This is a genomic window from Stackebrandtia soli (assembly GCF_965137155.1).
In the GTDB taxonomy this organism is placed as follows: domain Bacteria; phylum Actinomycetota; class Actinomycetes; order Mycobacteriales; family Micromonosporaceae; genus Stackebrandtia; species Stackebrandtia soli.
Genome location: NZ_CBCRZX010000007.1, coordinates 19971 through 35738, shown reverse-complemented (window position 1 = coordinate 35738; position 15768 = coordinate 19971). Strand labels below are relative to the sequence as shown.

At 65.7% G+C, this 15768-nt stretch carries 20 protein-coding genes; 9 read left to right on the top strand and 11 right to left on the bottom strand.

Going from position 1 to position 15768, the window contains the following annotated elements; genetic code table 11:
• Window positions 1-21: 21 nt before the first annotated feature.
• From ACM9NP_RS06475 to ACM9NP_RS06465, 3 genes are all read right to left on the bottom strand, one after another.
• Entirely contained in the window at window positions 22-585 is a 564-nt protein-coding gene (locus ACM9NP_RS06475; RefSeq protein ID WP_415645679.1) for an SMI1/KNR4 family protein, read from the bottom strand.
• Complete coding sequence (locus tag ACM9NP_RS06470; protein ID WP_415645678.1) at window positions 557-2254, bottom strand: DNA/RNA non-specific endonuclease; 1698 nt, start codon at window positions 2252-2254, stop codon at window positions 557-559. The genes ACM9NP_RS06475 and ACM9NP_RS06470 overlap by 29 nt, the downstream gene beginning before the upstream one ends.
• Before the next feature lie 201 nt (window positions 2255-2455).
• On the bottom strand, window positions 2456-2923 hold the full coding sequence (locus ACM9NP_RS06465) for a MarR family winged helix-turn-helix transcriptional regulator (protein WP_415645677.1): 468 nt from the start codon (window positions 2921-2923) through the stop codon (window positions 2456-2458).
• Window positions 2924-3017: 94 nt separating this feature from the next.
• On the opposite strand from ACM9NP_RS06465, the gene ACM9NP_RS06460 reads away from it, so the two are divergent.
• Window positions 3018-3572, top strand: coding sequence for a YceI family protein (locus tag ACM9NP_RS06460; RefSeq protein WP_415645676.1), 555 nt, complete (start codon window positions 3018-3020; stop codon window positions 3570-3572).
• Between the two features lie 197 nt (window positions 3573-3769).
• Here the strand turns inward: ACM9NP_RS06460 and ACM9NP_RS06455 are convergent, their stop codons facing one another.
• The 4 genes from ACM9NP_RS06455 to ACM9NP_RS06440 all read right to left on the bottom strand — a co-directional run bounded on the left by ACM9NP_RS06455 (window position 3770) and on the right by ACM9NP_RS06440 (window position 6114).
• Complete coding sequence (locus ACM9NP_RS06455; RefSeq protein ID WP_415645675.1) at window positions 3770-3934, bottom strand: hypothetical protein; 165 nt, start codon at window positions 3932-3934, stop codon at window positions 3770-3772.
• A gap of 503 nt (window positions 3935-4437) precedes the next feature.
• Entirely contained in the window at window positions 4438-4902 is a 465-nt protein-coding gene (locus ACM9NP_RS06450) for an SAM-dependent methyltransferase (RefSeq protein WP_415645674.1), read from the bottom strand.
• 40 nt (window positions 4903-4942) lie between these two features.
• Window positions 4943-5314 (bottom strand): DoxX family protein, encoded by a 372-nt coding sequence (locus ACM9NP_RS06445; RefSeq protein WP_415645673.1) that lies wholly within the window; start codon window positions 5312-5314, stop codon window positions 4943-4945.
• Window positions 5315-5481: 167 nt separating this feature from the next.
• A complete protein-coding gene (locus ACM9NP_RS06440) occupies window positions 5482-6114 on the bottom strand; it encodes a TetR/AcrR family transcriptional regulator (protein WP_415645672.1) in 633 nt (210 codons plus the stop codon).
• 67 nt (window positions 6115-6181) lie between these two features.
• On the opposite strand from ACM9NP_RS06440, the gene ACM9NP_RS06435 reads away from it, so the two are divergent.
• Window positions 6182-6472 carry a hypothetical protein gene (locus ACM9NP_RS06435; protein WP_415645671.1) on the top strand — a complete coding sequence of 97 codons (291 nt, stop codon included), beginning with the start codon at window positions 6182-6184 and terminating at the stop codon, window positions 6470-6472.
• Between the two features lie 154 nt (window positions 6473-6626).
• On the top strand, window positions 6627-7355 hold the full coding sequence (locus ACM9NP_RS06430) for a hypothetical protein (RefSeq protein ID WP_415645670.1): 729 nt from the start codon (window positions 6627-6629) through the stop codon (window positions 7353-7355).
• Window positions 7356-7525: 170 nt separating this feature from the next.
• Here ACM9NP_RS06430 and ACM9NP_RS06425 read toward each other — a convergent pair whose 3' ends face one another.
• Window positions 7526-8281 carry an AAA family ATPase gene (locus ACM9NP_RS06425; RefSeq protein WP_415645669.1) on the bottom strand — a complete coding sequence of 252 codons (756 nt, stop codon included), beginning with the start codon at window positions 8279-8281 and terminating at the stop codon, window positions 7526-7528.
• Window positions 8282-8506: 225 nt separating this feature from the next.
• Between ACM9NP_RS06425 and ACM9NP_RS06420 the strand changes: the two genes are divergently transcribed.
• The 3 genes from ACM9NP_RS06420 (at window position 8507) to ACM9NP_RS06410 (ending at window position 11646) form a co-directional block, all read left to right on the top strand.
• A complete protein-coding gene (locus ACM9NP_RS06420; RefSeq protein WP_415645667.1) occupies window positions 8507-8767 on the top strand; it encodes a hypothetical protein in 261 nt (86 codons plus the stop codon).
• Between the two features lie 153 nt (window positions 8768-8920).
• Window positions 8921-11131, top strand: a complete 2211-nt coding sequence (locus tag ACM9NP_RS06415; RefSeq protein ID WP_415645666.1) for an Hsp70 family protein — start codon at window positions 8921-8923, stop codon at window positions 11129-11131.
• 122 nt (window positions 11132-11253) lie between these two features.
• Window positions 11254-11646, top strand: coding sequence for a hypothetical protein (locus tag ACM9NP_RS06410; RefSeq protein WP_415645665.1), 393 nt, complete (start codon window positions 11254-11256; stop codon window positions 11644-11646).
• A gap of 7 nt (window positions 11647-11653) precedes the next feature.
• Here ACM9NP_RS06410 and ACM9NP_RS06405 read toward each other — a convergent pair whose 3' ends face one another.
• Complete coding sequence (locus ACM9NP_RS06405; protein ID WP_415645664.1) at window positions 11654-11800, bottom strand: hypothetical protein; 147 nt, start codon at window positions 11798-11800, stop codon at window positions 11654-11656.
• A 161-nt stretch (window positions 11801-11961) separates the two neighbouring features.
• Between ACM9NP_RS06405 and ACM9NP_RS06400 the strand changes: the two genes are divergently transcribed.
• On the top strand, window positions 11962-12483 hold the full coding sequence (locus tag ACM9NP_RS06400) for a hypothetical protein (RefSeq protein ID WP_415645663.1): 522 nt from the start codon (window positions 11962-11964) through the stop codon (window positions 12481-12483).
• 137 nt (window positions 12484-12620) lie between these two features.
• Here the strand turns inward: ACM9NP_RS06400 and ACM9NP_RS06395 are convergent, their stop codons facing one another.
• A complete protein-coding gene (locus tag ACM9NP_RS06395) occupies window positions 12621-13277 on the bottom strand; it encodes a maleylpyruvate isomerase N-terminal domain-containing protein (protein WP_415645662.1) in 657 nt (218 codons plus the stop codon).
• Window positions 13278-13492: 215 nt separating this feature from the next.
• Window positions 13493-14083 (bottom strand): hypothetical protein, encoded by a 591-nt coding sequence (locus tag ACM9NP_RS06390; RefSeq protein WP_415645661.1) that lies wholly within the window; start codon window positions 14081-14083, stop codon window positions 13493-13495.
• 222 nt (window positions 14084-14305) lie between these two features.
• Here ACM9NP_RS06390 and ACM9NP_RS06385 point away from each other — a divergent pair, with 222 nt between their 5' ends.
• Window positions 14306-14803 carry a DUF4265 domain-containing protein gene (locus ACM9NP_RS06385; RefSeq protein ID WP_415645660.1) on the top strand — a complete coding sequence of 166 codons (498 nt, stop codon included), beginning with the start codon at window positions 14306-14308 and terminating at the stop codon, window positions 14801-14803.
• A gap of 83 nt (window positions 14804-14886) precedes the next feature.
• A complete protein-coding gene (locus ACM9NP_RS06380; RefSeq protein ID WP_415645659.1) occupies window positions 14887-15273 on the top strand; it encodes a VOC family protein in 387 nt (128 codons plus the stop codon).
• Window positions 15274-15768: the final 495 nt, after the last annotated feature.

Here is a 15768-nt window from a genome sequence, read left to right as displayed (position 1 = left end):
CGCGATCGCACGACGGCCCGTTCATTGGGCGCGTGGATTCGGAGCCAGGGCGGTGAAGCGTCGCGGTTCGGCGGTGAACCTCTCGTTGACGTCGCCGAGCATCGGCACGGTGACGGTGCCGCGCAGGAGCGCGACAAGGAACTCGCTGGCGCGCATGGGATACACGTCGGAGACCCGAAGCGAGCGGTCGCACACCACTATCGGCCATTCGTTCGGTTCTCCGACGGTGTGCCAGCAGAAGTACTCCTGGTCGTCCATGTCCGCCCAAGGAAGCAGGCCCGACTCCTGAGGCCAGAACCGATACGGGAAGGCCGGTTCGTGCTGTCGAGCGTAGGAGTCCAGGTCCGTGAACAGCCTCCGCAGCCATCGAATCCACAGCGCCCGATCACCCCACTGGTCAGGTTCGATCAGCCGAAGCCGATCCGCGAAACAACCGAAGCCGAAGGCGTCCGTCAGTGCCTTGTAGTCCGATGGCAGGCCGGTTCCGAGCTCGTGTTCGATGTCGTCCCAGTCTCGGGAGAGGGCCATCGCGTCCCATCCGGTAAGGACGGTGAGACTATCGACAGCCGGATTCCCAGTTCCCATTCAGCAGTCCTTGGTTGATCAAAGGTTGACGATCGACGACCCCGGTGGTCGCGTTGTAGATCGTGATGATGACGGCGCAGGGAATGAACGCGTTGACCGTGTAGTACGGGACGACTTGGTAGTAGACGGTTTCCCCGGCGTTGACCATTGGCCGCACCCTGTTCTCGTGTTGCGTGTACATCTCGGGGTAGTTCGCCTGCCGATACAGCGGCACCATGTTCCGCAGTTCCTTATTGGATCCGCTCAAGGAGTAGGCGATCAGGTGCCCGCGGTTCATGTTCGGGAGGAAGCCTGCCGGGGTTATCCGGCTTCCGCCGATCCCGCTCGGGATGCGGCCGTACGCGGGGTAGCAGGCATCGGCACCCGTCGCCCGCTGCTCGGTTTCACCGGAGGGCGTCTCCAGATTCCAGTAGTTCGGCTGCGCGGGTGCCCGGCCTGCCTCGCATTCGTCCTTGCGTTCCTCGGTCTCCTCGTCCACATTGGGACTGTTGGGTTTGACGCCGGTCTGATCGTAGATCTTGACGAGTCGTTCGGCTTCCTCCAGGACATCCTTGATGAGCTGCGCGATGTCGGCTTTGGCGACAGCCCGCGCGACGGTGGTGGACCGGGCGACGACCTCGTGGTAGCGGGTTTGCCCGGGTGGTGGGTTCGGCAGCGTGTAGGACGCGGTGCAGGTGACGTTCCCGGTGCCGTTCGGTTTCATCGTGAGGTTCTTCACACAGGTCTTGATCGGTCGGCCGTCGAGGCTCATGTCAATGGTCACCGAGGCGTGAACCGGTGCGTCGACCTTGACGTACCTGCTGGTCGTGCTGACCGTGTTCGACAGTGACAACTTCGCGGTGCACGTTGTTTGATTGCAGGGAGACAGGACGATGTCACCGTCGAGCGCGAACCGCACCTGCGAGTCCACGGCCGTGTCGAGTCCTTCGATGAGATCGGTGATCTGTTCGAACAACTCCTCGACGGCGTCCTGGTCGAGGGACTCGAAGTCGATGGTGTTGCCGGGTTCTTCGAGCCTCAGCAGGCTCGGCGACTCCGAGGTCGACAGGTAGAGGGTGCGGTCGTCGCCGAGATGCACGACGTCGGCGGTCACGCCGTCGACCATGCCGGATCCGCCGGGCGTCGCGCGACCCTCGAGGACCGAACGGTCGACGTCCATCGCGATCGTCGTCGGATCGAGAGCCTCAGCCAGGTTCACGCCGAACACATCGGGGTCGGTTCTGGTCCAGGTCCCGTCGAACTGGGTGGCCTCGTCCCTCGTGAATCCCTCGTCGGACCAGAAACTCGCGGGGGCCTTGACGAAGGTGTACTCGCCGGTCTGGAGCAGTTCGGCGTCGAATCCGGTTCCGGACACGGTCGCGTTCAAGGTGCCGAGGTTGGACACGGACGCGTCTACCGCGAGTTCGCGGCCACCGGTGTCAAGGTTCGCGGACAGGTGAGTCGCGGGGGCGGACACCAGGCCGAACACCGCGCTCGTCGTGCGGGTTCGGGCGCGCCAGTCACGGAGGTTCGACTCGCTCATCGTTGCTTCGGCCGCGGGAAGCATCGCCGGGACGACCGCGATGATCGTCCCGGTCGTGATCAGCACCGTTGTGATGACGACGGCCCGTGCGGGCCATCGGCGATTTCCTCGCGAATGGGGACTCTGTCCGGGGATTCCGTATGCCATCGGCCGACCTCCTCGAGCAATCGACCGTTCGGTCTGGACCGTGACCGGTGATCGTCGTGGAATCTACAGTCGTTGTCCCGCCAGCGAAAGAGATATGTCGGCAATCCGACTACGGCGAAGGTGTCCGTCGATTCCGGGATGGGTCGACAGCCGTTCATTCGCGAGGAGATCGACTTCGATCAATCGACGTGGGTTTCGCCGTCAGGCGTTGTCGGCCTCGTTGAGTCGGTCGTTCACCCGCTTCGCGACGGAGGTCAGCACCGTGACCTCCTCTTCGGTGAGGAGGTCGATGAAGTTCCACCGGACCGCCGCCACGTGCCCCGGCGCGGCGTCCTCGATCGCTCGGCGCCCCTCGTCGGTGAGCCGGATGATCGTGCCTCGCGCGTCCGTCGGGCAGTCCTCGCGGACGAGGAGACCTCGCTGTTCCATCCTTCTCAGGTGGTGAGCCAGGCGGCTGCGATCCCAGCCGACGCCGTTGCGCAGCTCACGGGCCCGGACCCGCTGATCGGGTGCTTCGGATAGTGGGACGAGGAGGGCGTAGTCCGCGCCGGACAGACCGGAGTCGCGCGCCAGGTCGCGGTCGAGCGTCGACTCGAGCCGCTGGTACATGGCGCGCCACGCCCGCCAGAGACGCTGTTCGGGCTCGCTGAGCCATCGGGGTTGTGACACATCCCCCAGTCTACCGCCTGAATGTTGATATGTCAGCATAATGTGCGCTACATTGTTGATACATCAGCAAATAACGTCCCTGGAGGAACGAACCATGACCGCACCCGTACTTTCCGAGCTGACCGGCACCTACACGCTCGACCCGACCCACACGCGCTTCGGATTCGTCGCGCGCCACGCGATGGTCACCAAGGTGCGCGGCTCCTTCACCGAGTTCGAGGGCACCGGCGTCGTCAACGGTGATGACCTGGCCGCGTCCACGGCGAACGTGACCCTGCAGGTCGCGAGCGTCAACACCAGCAACGAGCAGCGCGACGCCCACTTGCGCACCAATGACTTCTTCGACGCTCCGAAGTACCCGACGATCACCTTTGTCAGCACCGGGGTCGAGCGGGTCGACGAGACCTCGTTCAACCTGAACGGGAACCTCACCATCAAGGACGTCACCAAGCCGGTGACCGTCAATATGGAGTACACCGGTTTCGCGACCGACCCGTACGGCAACCAGCGTCTCGGTCTGGAAGGCACCGCGCGGATCAACCGGCGCGACTTCGGCGTGGACTTCCACGCCGCGTTGGAGACCGGTGGCGTTCTGGTATCCGACAAGATCGACCTGGAGTTCGACATCTCCGCGATCAAGACGGCCTGAGCAACCGTCCGCCGTCCCCGTTCCCTCGTCACGGTTCGTGGCGGGGGAACGGACGTTCTGCGCACACCCGATTCCGGTTCTCGGTCTCCGGGTTCGTCTCACATCCTGATCCGCCGATCCGCCCACCTCGTCGATCGGCGGTTTTCGGTTGCGTCCCAAGTGTTCAGTGCGGCTCCGTGCTCATTTCGAGGTCGCGGTCAGCGGATGCCCTTGACGACGCCCGCGACGAGTTGAGCGGAGAACTCGTCCAGGCCGTCGGCGTCCATCATGCCGCGCAGCGGTCCACTCGTCGCCAGGTCGGCGAAGCCGTGAACGGCCGACCAGCAGACCCATTCGGCGTTGCGACGTCGTGTCCGCGCCAATGCTCCAGTGTCGACCGTCTCATCGAGCGCGTAGTGGGAACTGGGACGGAGGCGGAAGCCGCTCCTCGTCCGCATCGGGCGGCGCGGCGGAGGCCGGATCGCCGCCGCGTCCCACGGCGTCCCGACGGTCCCGCATGGCAAGGGCCAGCCTGTTCCGTGCCTCGAAACCCACCAGACTCGGACCTCGGGAACTTCCGGGGATGGGTCGGACGGCCGTTTTCGGCGACCCGTCGGTACTCCCGTCTGTCTGCTCTGTCCGTGAAGTCGGTCGTTTCGTTGCCGCGACCGGTCTCCGTCAGTCCGAAGGAATCCACGCGAACGATGCCGACCTGACGGGCGCTGAATCCGTGGCTCGACTACGGCCAGAGCACTCCTCAGTGGATGGACTCGTGGTCGATTCCGTTACGGCATTGGGGGACGCGCTCCATCGGCGGAGCGCGTCCCGTTCTCAACGGTGAAGCGTTTGGTGACCGGTTTCCATCGTCGGACGTTCGCCGGTCGGACTAGAAGTAGTCGGCCATCAGCTGAGATGTCCACGAGGGCTGCGAGATCGGCCCGGTCTCGAACTCCACGTGGCAGGGTTTGACGTCGAGCACCGGGCTTCCCGCCAGGGCATCGAGGCCCTGCACTCTCAAGTGGAGGCCCGTCACATCGAGGAGCCGACATCGGGTGACGCCGATCCGGTTCGGCCGGAACGGTCCACGGTGGGCGAAGACGCCGACCGGTGGGAATCGGTTGTCGCCGCGAGCCGGCCTGGGCTCGCTTCGGATTCGGCTCGGATCGACCCGATCGAACAGGAACACGACTTCCACGTGCGAGAACTCGTGGAGGCCGGTCGTGGCGTCGGGCGCGAACTGTTCGGAATCGAGCACGATGGCAGCCTCGACGGACCCCCAATCGTCCTCGTGCCAGTCGTCTCGGCCTCCCGAGACCACTCCGATCGGACGTAGGGTCACGTCATCGGCCATCGTCGTCTTCCTTCCATGGTTGTTGCGGGTTCTCGCCGTCTCAACCGGCGTACCGTCCGAATTGTTCCCACGCGACGAAGGCGGACGCGGCGAGCAGGACGACGTTCAGAACGATCGCGCCGCCCTCCTTTCGTCGTGCGTGGACGATCGCCGCGAGCACCATGATGAGGGCGAGACCGGTGGCGGAGATCGGCGTCAGAACGGTGGCGACGCCGGTGACGCCGGGCAGTATCAGGCCGATCGCTCCGACAACTTCGATCGCCCCGATGAGGCGGACGGTAATGGGGGAGTAGTCCTCGACCCACGGCATGGACGGGGCGATGGTTGAGATGGGACGGGTGGCCTTCATGAGTCCGACCACCACGAAGGCGAGCGCCAGGAACGCCTGGGTGATCCAGAGTGCGAGGTTCATGTGTTGTCTCCGTTGGGGAGGCGAGGTCGCGGTGCGACCATTTCATTAGAGTTCATCACTAGTGTTTGACTCTAGATATACACCACGATGCGAGCGCCACCAAGTCGTGGACGGCGAANGGCCGGAACCGTCTGCGGTTCCGGCCGTTCGCCGTTGAGTGGGGAGCGTCAATCTCCGCACAGTTGCTCGGTCAGACTCTCAATCGTCCATTGCGCCCACCGGTCGTGCGACCAATGTCGGGTCGTCACCATGACCCGATACAACTCGGGGCTCAGCAGGCCGTACATGACGTCCGCCGCCGTCTCGACGGTCACACCCGGCCGCGCGTCCGGCTTATCGATCAACGACGTCGCGGCGTGTGTCATGACGATGTGTCGCGGGTCCTCGTCCTGGTTCCAGGCGTCGGCGAGTTCGGCGTCGGTCGCGGCGGCCGTCTCGATGACCTTGAGAATCGGCGCGACTCGGGCGATGACCTCGCCGCTTCCCGAAGTCAGGCGCTCCAGCAGTTCGGCGCCGGTGTCGGCACCGACGGCGGACACGAACCACAAGCGATCCACAGTGGGTACATCGGCGTCGTCGCCCGCGATCGTCACGTCCACGAGTTCCTTGACCAGCGTGCGCTTGTTGCCGAACACGAAGTAGATCGTCTGGACGGCCACCCCGGCCTCGGCCGCGACGTCCTGCAGCGTGGTCGTCCCGTAGCCGTGTCGCACGAACAGTTCTCCGGCTGCGGCGAGGATCTTCTGGCGGGTCTTACGAGCCTTCTCGGCGCGCTTCCCGACTCCCTTGGCGATGGTCATTCGTAGAGTGTATAACTAGAGTCAATCACTAGTGTTGAACTCTAATAGCCTCGGAAAAGGAGCTCGCATGTCCGTCATCACCTTCACTCGCGGTCGGGTCGCCCCGGAAAACGTCGCCGAACTGAGGTCGCGGCACGCCGCGCTCGTCCGTGCCGCCGTCAACGCCGACATGGGCCTGATCGACGCGCACTTCGGCAGGGTCGACGACTCCGTATGGGGCGCGGTCTGGCGGTGGGAGAGCCCCGCCAAACTCGCCGCCGCCCGTGGTGCGGCGTCGGTCCAAGAGCTCGCCGCGTCCGCTTTCTCGCTCGTCGAGGAACCGGCCCTCGATGAGATCACGATCGACGACGCGAACTGAACCAACCGACGGCCCCGGGTCCGCCCGGGGTCGTCCCCCAGGTCGGTGCGGGTTCGAGACGGTTCGACGTGCAAACGAGGTGAAGGGCGGTTCGCTCGTCCGATCGTCCGTGAGGCACCGATCGGCGTTGCGAAGTATCGATAACCTTGATTCCATGCCTGCGGCGAAACACATGCCCCGTACCCGATCCGTGCTCCTGATCGGCAGGTTCGGCCTGCTCTTCACCCTCTTCGGTCTACTCCTCGGCGTCTTCTCGCTGATCGACCTCATCAATGGCAAGAAGGCGCTCACCGAGTTCGTCGTCTTCGCGGGAATGTTCCTTCTCGGCGTCGTCCTCTTGGTGTCGACGGGCATGACCACCAAGACCGCCACCGCCAAGGACTGGGCCGCGTTGCCTCAGCACATTCGACGTGACCTCCCGTACGGCGCCCAGGAACGCGACGGCACGATCGGCTTTCCGTTGAAGCTGAGCCTGGTCGTCATACTCGACATCCTGGGGATCGGTTTCGTGGTCCTAGGGGTGTACGGGTTCATGACGGAGGAAGGCGCGGGAGGCGTGGTCGTCCTGCTCCTCATGACATGCCTGGCGGCGGTCCTCATCGCGTTCGCCTGGATCCTTCGGGGCGTTAGATGGTCCATCGACGCGACCGGCGTCAATCAGACCTCGAGGTCGGGGCGTCGGGTCGACTGGAGCTCGGTGGCCGACGTCCACACCGATCCTCGACAGCGCTTCGTCGGCCTATTCGGCCCCGCCGGGGGCAAACCCATCATGCGATTCAACATCGCGGTCATGGAGATCTCGGCCCTCGACCTCGCCGAGGTCCTGAAGAAGGGACCCGCGATCCTGGAACCGCCGGCCTCCTCGTCATCCACTTCGGATTAAGGCGCCCGGTCGGGCACGAAAGTCAAGCGGGGACGTCCGAGGTGCACCGGCGGACAGCTGGCGGTGTGTCGTCGAGGAGCCCTCGACGCGAGGCTTCCCGCTCGGGCGAGGTGTCGTGAGCGGCCGACGTCTACAGAGGATCGAGTCCGGCCGATGGATCGAACCTCGACTCAGCCGTGATTCTCGGCTTCGTCGGTGAGGTGACGCAGGTACGCCTCCGGCTTGTTGAGGTAGCGGCGCCAGTGGTCGACGAGATCCAAAGAGGCCCAGTCGGTGCGGCGGTAGCCGAAATCCCCGACCTCCACGATGTCGGCGCCCGGCGTGGACGCGAGGATCGGCGAGTGCGTCGCGCACACGATCTGCGAACCCGACCGTCCCAGTTCGTGCATCAGCGCGACGAGTTGCAGGCAGGACGTGAACGACAGCGCGGCCTCCGGCTCGTCCATGATGTAGAGACCGGGTTCGCGGAACATCTCCTCGAACAGGGCCAGAAACCCCTCACCATGGCTCATGGCCGACGTGTCCGCCTCCCAGTATCCGGGTTTGCCGTGCAGGTTCTCGATCAGCGACACCGCCGTCTCTGCGCGGAGGAAGAAGCCCTTCTTCTTGAGTCGGGGGCCGCGCCTCATTCGGTGCCCGGCGGGAGTGCAGTCCACCGCCAGGACCTTCCCGAAAGCCGTCTGGTCGTTGTCATTGGTGTACCTGCGGCCGACTTTGCCGCCTCGGGAGTCCACTCCGAAGGATTCGGCGACCGCCTCGACGATGGTGGATTTGCCGGAGCCGTTCTCCCCGACGATCATCGTCACCGGCGCGGTGAACTCCAACCCCTTGTCCGCGATCTGCCGAACGCACGGCACCGTGAAGGGCCAGCCGTCCATGCGATCGATCGATATCCACTGTGGGACGAAGATGCGTTGGACCAGCACGATCCGCCTCCTGGGCATCGGCACGAGAGTGTTTGTGAGGGAGCGCCGTCGTCTCGGCGCGCGCAGGACAGCGCGCTCCCCGGCGACACGCTACAAGCCGGGTCGGACACATTCTTCCAACCGCCCTTCGGGTGACACGGTTTTCGCGCCGGCACGACCAGGTGAAGGGCCGCCCGTTTTCGGCAAAGGGTGCCCATCCGGCCCCACCGGCGGTAGAACAGACGCATGGGGATACAGCCGTTTGATCGGGAAGTACTGGGCGTCGTCGTCGATCTGCACCGGGCGACCCCCGACTGTCCGATCACCGCGGCGGAAATCATCGCCGCGCTGGACGAGGACCACGCGAAGCTCGAGATCGAGGAGGCCCTCCGGCGCATCGACGACGTGGGAGGCCTGGTTGAGCTTCAACGCGCCGACGTGCACGTGGTGAACCGCGTGACGACCGCCGCCGGGAACCTTGTGGACGAATGGCGCACGGAGGCTTGACCCGGCGGCTCCGGGCTCCACCAAGCGGACGGCCCCGCGAGTCGGTGGTCGTTCCGGTTCATGTGGACGTGCCCCTCACCCGACGTCGGCCAATCCCCGGCGTGGGACCGTCCATCGTGACGACGGAATCGTTGATTTTGCTAATGTCCCAAGGTGTCTGCCTCCGCTGTACTCGGTGTCGACTTCGGTACGTCCCACACGGTCGCCGTACTCAGACGCGAGAACGGTGCGGCCACGCCCCTGTTGTTCGACGGCTCGCCCCTGCTCCCGTCGGCCGTCTATGCCGAACCGACCGGTGAGCTCGTATGCGGCCGTGACGCGTTGCATTCGGCGCGGCTCAACCCGGAACGCTTCGAGCCGAATCCGAAACGACGGGTGGACGACGGCACGGTGTTGTTGGGTGACACGGAGATCGAGGTGACCCGGCTGTTCGCGGCCGTCCTCGGGCGGGTCCGTGCCGAAGCCGAACGGGTGGCGGGGGCGTTGCCGTCGCGCACGGTCCTGACGCACCCGGCCGTGTGGGGCCCAGCGCGACGTCTCGTGCTGACGGACGCGTGCCGCCTGGCCGGATTCGGTGCGGTCACCCTCATGCCCGAGCCCGTGGCGGCCGCGCGGCACTTCACTGGTGAGCCGGGGATCGACGTGGTGCCGGGGAACGCCGTCGTGGTCTGCGACTTCGGCGGGGGCACCTTTGACGCGTCCGTCGTCGCCGCGACCCCCGCCGGCTTCGAGGTACTCACCGTCGACGGTTCTGACAGACTCGGCGGAGTCGACATCGACCACGGCATCGTCGACCACATCGGACGTCGGTTCGACGGCGACGACCGGTGGGACGCGTTGATGGGCGGGGATGACACCTCCAGTCGACGGCACCGTCGAACCTTCCTCGACGACGTGCGCGCCGCGAAGGAGCGGCTGTCCCGGCACAACCGCGTGGATCTGCTGGTCCCCATCGTCGATGTGGACGCTCACCTGACGCGGGACGAACTGGAGGCGATCACCGAACCGTTGCTGCGCCAGGCGAGTCGGTTGACCGACGCGGTCCTGCGGTCGGCCGAGGTGCCGCGCGAACGGATCGCGGGGGTGTACCTGGTCGGCGGCGCCTCGCGGATGCCGCTGGTCGCGACGACCCTGCATCGGGATACGGGGATCGCTCCGACCGTCATCGACCAGCCCGAACTCGTCGTCGCCGCAGGTGCCACGATCGACATGGCAGCCGTGCCGGTGACTCCGCCAGCGCCCATGCGCGCCACGGTCACCCCGCCGTTCGCCGTGCCGCCGCCGCGCACCGAACTCCTCCCCACGACGTCACCCGACCAGATCACGCCGTCGCACCCACTGCCTGCCCCGCCTCTTTCCTTCGCGCCGAACCGCCCGTTGGGCGAAGCGTCGGCGCCCGGAAACGGAACGGCGACGACGCGACGGTTCCGCGTCACCCTGATCGTGCTCCTGTGGACGCAGTTCGCCCTGCTGTTCGCGGAATCCGTCTGCGCGCCAATCGCGATGGTGATGATCGAGCCGCCGATGTACATATGGATCGCCATGGGCCCCCTGGCGCCGATGCTGGTCGCGCTCGCGTGGTTCACCGGATCGAACGCCCTCCGCGTGACGCGAAACGTGAACTGGTCGGCTCCGCCCGTGCGCCTCTCGCAGTGGCTGACGCTCGTCCACGCGTCCGCGTCGGTGCTGCTGATCGTCCTCTCAGGAGGGCCGTACATCATTGGGATCCGGGCCGCCATCAGCGCGATCGTCATCATCGCGGTGGTGATCATCGGTCTGGTCCAACTGGGACTACCGTCGCGGCCCGTGACGGCGTCTCGAATCGCACGATCCGTGCGGGTGACCACGATGGTCCAACTCGGGCAGCTGGCGGTGGTCGCCGTCATCTCGCTGATGTGGTGGAGCGACGTACTGGCGTACAACGACTTCCAGTCCTCGCCGACCAGTGAGGACGCATTGATCGCGCTGCTCGGCGCGGTAGTGGTACTGCCGGTGGTGGCGGCGGTTCTCGTCATCGGTGCGTTCGGCACGTTCAGCGGACGACCGATCAGCACGGCCACGGCGAATCTGTTGCGCGGTTGCCAGGTGGCGTTGCTGGCGGTCGCCTTCCTATACGTGATCCCGTGGTTCTCCAACGAGGGCCACCGGCTCATGCCCGTCGACATCGGAGAATACGAGCTGAGGACGGAATGGATGTACGGCGGCGAGTTCGACGCCCTCAACGAGTTCGCACTGTGGATGGTCGTGACCGCTGCCGCCCCCGCGATCCTCATCATCGTCCAGCTGGCGGCCAAGCCGCTCGAGGTCGTGTCCGGGATGAGTGATCGGCGGCGGGCGGCTGACACGAGGGTGCGCGTCGGCTGACCGAGGACGACTCGACGTCGGGGAGAACGGTCGCCCCGTTGTGGCGAAGCCGTGGGGCACTCGTGGTTCGGATTGATGAGGTGGACGACGTCACGTCCCCTCCACGATTCCCAGGAGTCCACATGAGAAGAACTCTGGTCGCGATGGCGACCGTTGCCGCGGCGGTGGTCGCGAGCATGGCGGTGGCGACGCCCGCCCACGCGGCCGGTCTCGCCGTCGAGACCCAAGGCGCCCAGGCAACCTCGTGCACGGGTTGCGCGTCCGAGTCCGGCGGAACCACCTCGGTGGCGGTGTACGACGTGGCGGCCGACGGCCACCGAGCGGTCGCCGTCTACTCCATCAGCGGCTATGGAAGCTGGGAATGTCACAACACCAACGGAAACGGCAGCCTGGTGTACTGCGACATGCCCCGCAAGTCGACTGGTTGTCAGACGGAGTCGATGCGCGTCGAGGTCCGGGAGGGCTCGACGGTGATTCGCAAGTCCGCGACCGAGACGATCGTGACCTGCTGGTGAGCTGAGTTCAGCCGTTGGGCGACAACAGCACCACCGTCGTCCAGCGGCCACGTTGGATGCCGAGCGGATGATCTCGGCGGGCGATGATCGGCAGCCCCGTGGCGAGCGATCCCAGTCGCTTTGCTCGGGTGCCGACCTTCTGCGCCGCCGTCACGGCACGGGCTCCACGGACATACTTCGCGGCCGTCGTCTCGCCCTCGTTCGGCGCGGTCCCGACCCGGCCTTCTCGATCCCGTGGGCGGAGACGTCGATCGACCGCCGCCGCGCTGGGCCCGAGCCGGGCCCGGGATTGACACGTCCGGGGACCATGAGGGGGTGAAGCCCGAACAGACATCACTTCTGGCACAGGTAATCCCGGTCGTCGCTTTGGCTCTGATCATCGAGGGAAGGGCGATCGCGCGGTCATTGCAGTGGCGTCGCGAAACCGGGCTCAATCTGCCTTCACTCGGGACCCTCGCATCCGCCTTCGGTCTTCTGACCTGGGTTCAGGCGTTCTTGGTGAAGATCGAGGCGGACATGCTCTTCTATGACGCGGATCGCAGGCCCTTCGAATGGCCGTTCGTCGATGATCTGCTCGCCCTCGTCGTCTACTTCGCCCTGCTGGCCGTCTTCGCGTCTCCACTCATCCACATAGGATGGATTGTGTTCGAGGGTGACGCGGTCGCGGTCGAGTTCCTATCGCGCACTCGCAACCGATACGTGGTCGCCTTTGCGTCCGTCCTCGTCATCGCCTCGGCCTCCTCACTCGGAGAACTCGCCGTGTACGGCGATTCGAGTATGACGATCGCCCATTCGGTCTCGTGCGTGCCGCAATTGTGCTCGTGGTTCCCGGCATAGATCCCGAGGAACGAGAACCCTTGCGGCAGTGCGTGGTGGGGGCTCTCGGCGAGCCGTCAGCGGCGTTCGAGGTGGGAGTGCTCGTCCAGGGGCCGGGCCGTTCGTCACTCCGGCGGACCATGGTCCGCCAGGGGATCTCAGCCGAGGACGAACGGCAGCCGGGCGGCGAGTTCTCCGAGTGTCGTGCGTTCGACGTCGGCCGGAACGCGCCGTCCGGTGCCGATCAGGAGAACGTCCTCATCAGACAATTCGGCGGGGAATCTGGCCCCCGCGATCGTCTCCAACATCGCGCGCGACCGGGCGAGGCACTCGCCGGGCGGCCGCGACGCGTGCGGGAGGTGCGCCGCCAGGTCGAGGTGGTGCAGTGTCCACTCCAGAACATATGCGCCGAGGTAGTCGTCCACGGTCAGCACCACGTCGCGGGTGCCGACCCGGAGATGGGGGTCGGCGAGCTCGGCCGCGCGTCCGGCGGCGGAACCGACATCGTCCAGATGGAACTTGAGCAGCCAGGATTCCCGATACGCGGCGGCCAGCCTGACGGTCAACGCGTCCAGCGGATCGTCACCGGTCGGCGGAGTCTCGGCGAGCTCCCAATAGGTCACCGCGTCGCGCGTCGGCTCCTCCTCGGTGGGCGTCGCGAGCGTGATCAGGACGTCTTGGGCGTCGATGATCAAGTGACACACCAGGTCCCGAACAAGCCAACCGGTGCAACCGGACGGCCGCGCGAGGTCGTCGTCTGAAAGCTCGGCGACCGCGTTGCGCAACGCCGTCCAGGAGCGGGAGAAGAGTTCCACGGCCGCACGGTAACAACCGGTACCGCGCCCCGCAATCACTTTGCCGCAGTCGATCCGAGAGGAACTCGGCGGCCGGTCGCGCGGCTCGGCGCGACTGGACCGCCGTGCTGTCGTCCACCGTGGCCCCGGGCCTGACGGCCGTAGCCCTGGACTCGGCGTCGACGATTTCGCGAGGTCCGAGTACGGTGCGCGGTTGGTCGGGCCGTCGGAGGTCCTCACTCGTATTCGTACAGACCGCATACGTGTTCGTGTATGGCGGCGTGGATCTCGAGTAGCGACACTGTCTTGTCGAAGTGGTCGATGAGGGTGTCCGTCCCATCGCAGCGGTGCCAGAGACCGGCGTACTTTCCCTTGCCGGGTTGGATGGCCCAGCCGTCCAACCCGGGAGTGGCCGTCGCGGCGTCGACGAGCGTCGCGGTGCGTCCATCCATGTAGATCAGTGTGGGGTGTTCGTGGTGGTCGAGCCGTGTATGGCCCACGTATTGTGGCGCGTCGTAGGCCTCGACGTACTGGGCGATCCAGTCCAGGAAGGGAAACGTCTCGCTCGTCGAGTCCTTGCGGTAGTAGTGGACGACGAGATCGTAGTTGCTTCCATTGTCGACCAAAGCGGACTTCCAGCTGACGGGCGAATAGTACGTGTCGCCCGCGTACAGCATGTACTCCCACTGTTTCGTGCTGAACAAGGGATGCGTCGGCAGTGGCCCGTCGTAGGGCTCGCCGAACATTCGACGCAGGACCGAGATCACCAGGTCGGGCGTGCTCTTACGGAGGGACACGGCGAGCATGAGCTGCCTGTAGCTACCCATTATGGATGGTCCTTTATGGTGCGATCATGTGATTCGAGTTGTCGATGAGTCCGCGATACCGGGTCGGGGCTCGGTGACGCGTACAGACTAGATCGTTGACGGCTCCCGGGCCTCGGCCTTTTGTGACCTTCGAGCGAAGCGACCACCACTCGGGCGCGTCTCACGTGATTCAGTCCCGTTGGCGTGGGCGCTTCAGGTACGCCGGTCTGACATCCTGGGCGGATGACTGAAGCACACCGCGGGCCGGGCTCCGACGATGATCGTCTGAGGGTGGTGTTCGATCTCGAACCAGAGGACGGTTGGCCTCCAGCTCGAAGCGAACAGTTGTGGGCCGTTCGAGTGGGGGAGGACCGCGCCCGGTTGGACAACATCCCGTTCTTCGCACGCGGCTACGCGCTGGGCGACGTCGTGGTGATCGCTCCCGAGGAGGACGGCACGCAATGGGTGAGGAAGGTCGTGGAGTACTCGGACAACTGCACGATCCGGATCCTCCCGGAGGAGAACGACGGCCAGGCCGAGGCCCGGCAGGCGGTCCTGGAGACGTTCGCGCCCTTCGGCGTCGAGGCGGAGATCATCGAACAATTCGGACTCGTCGCGCTGAACGTGCCATCGAGCGTTGACATCGAGGCGGTCAAGCGCCTGATCCTCAAAGGTGCCGAAGAGGGACGATGGGCCTATGAAGAGGGCTGCGTAACCTCACAATGGCGCGCGGCGGGGTGATCGGTGGGAGTCGAAACGAGCCACTCGATACCTTGGTCAATGTGCGGCTCTTGGCAACTCGTGACTCTACCGGGAGGTCCTGAATGGCCAGTAAGTTCACCGAGCTCGCGATCGACTGCGCCGATCCCGACGGTCTCGCCCGGTTCTGGTGCGAGGTGCTCGACTACGAGGTGCAAGACGAAGAGGACGGAGTCGTCACAATCGGCTCCCCCACGGTCCCCGAGGGCAGGAACCGTCGTGGTCCCGTGCCGCCGACGTTGACCTTCGCACGCGTACCCGAGGGCAAGACCGTCAAGAACAGACTCCACATTGACGTCAACCCGACCGACCGTGAGCAGGACGAGGAGGTCCGTCGCCTGCTCGACCTGGGTGCCCGACCGGCAGACGTCGGCCAAGGCGAGGAGAGCTGGGTCGTGCTGACCGACCCGGAGGGCAACGAGTTCTGCGTCCTCTCCGGCCGCCACCCCTGACCGAACCCGAAGCTCGTGTCTGCGGTCCACGCGAGCTGGGACGCGTTGCCACGACCTCGCCCGAGGCATGGACCACAGCCGCCTCCGTCATGACGGAGGCGGCTGTCATCTCCGGCCGCCCGGATCGGTCTTGACCGCATCGTTCGGAGTCATGCCAGGCGTGGTGCCGGCTGACCGATGCGCAGCCGACACTCGACGCGGTCGAAGCGCGGAGACCAATCGCGTACGAGTGCTGAGGCGTCGGTGATTCGGGTCGGCGAACACCGCACGATGGCGAGCAGCCGGGAGGCCGAGGCCTACGTGGCGGCGTGAACACGACCACACGTGACCACCGTCGCCCCGGCGGCACATCCGCTGACCCGGGCGCGATCTCCGCCTCATCGGTCCCCGTCCCAGCCGCGCCGACCAGGTCATCGATGGGATCACGGCGAACCCCGACGTACGCTGAACCCGACATCGACCAGGGAGTGGAGAAAGACGTGACGACGACCGACC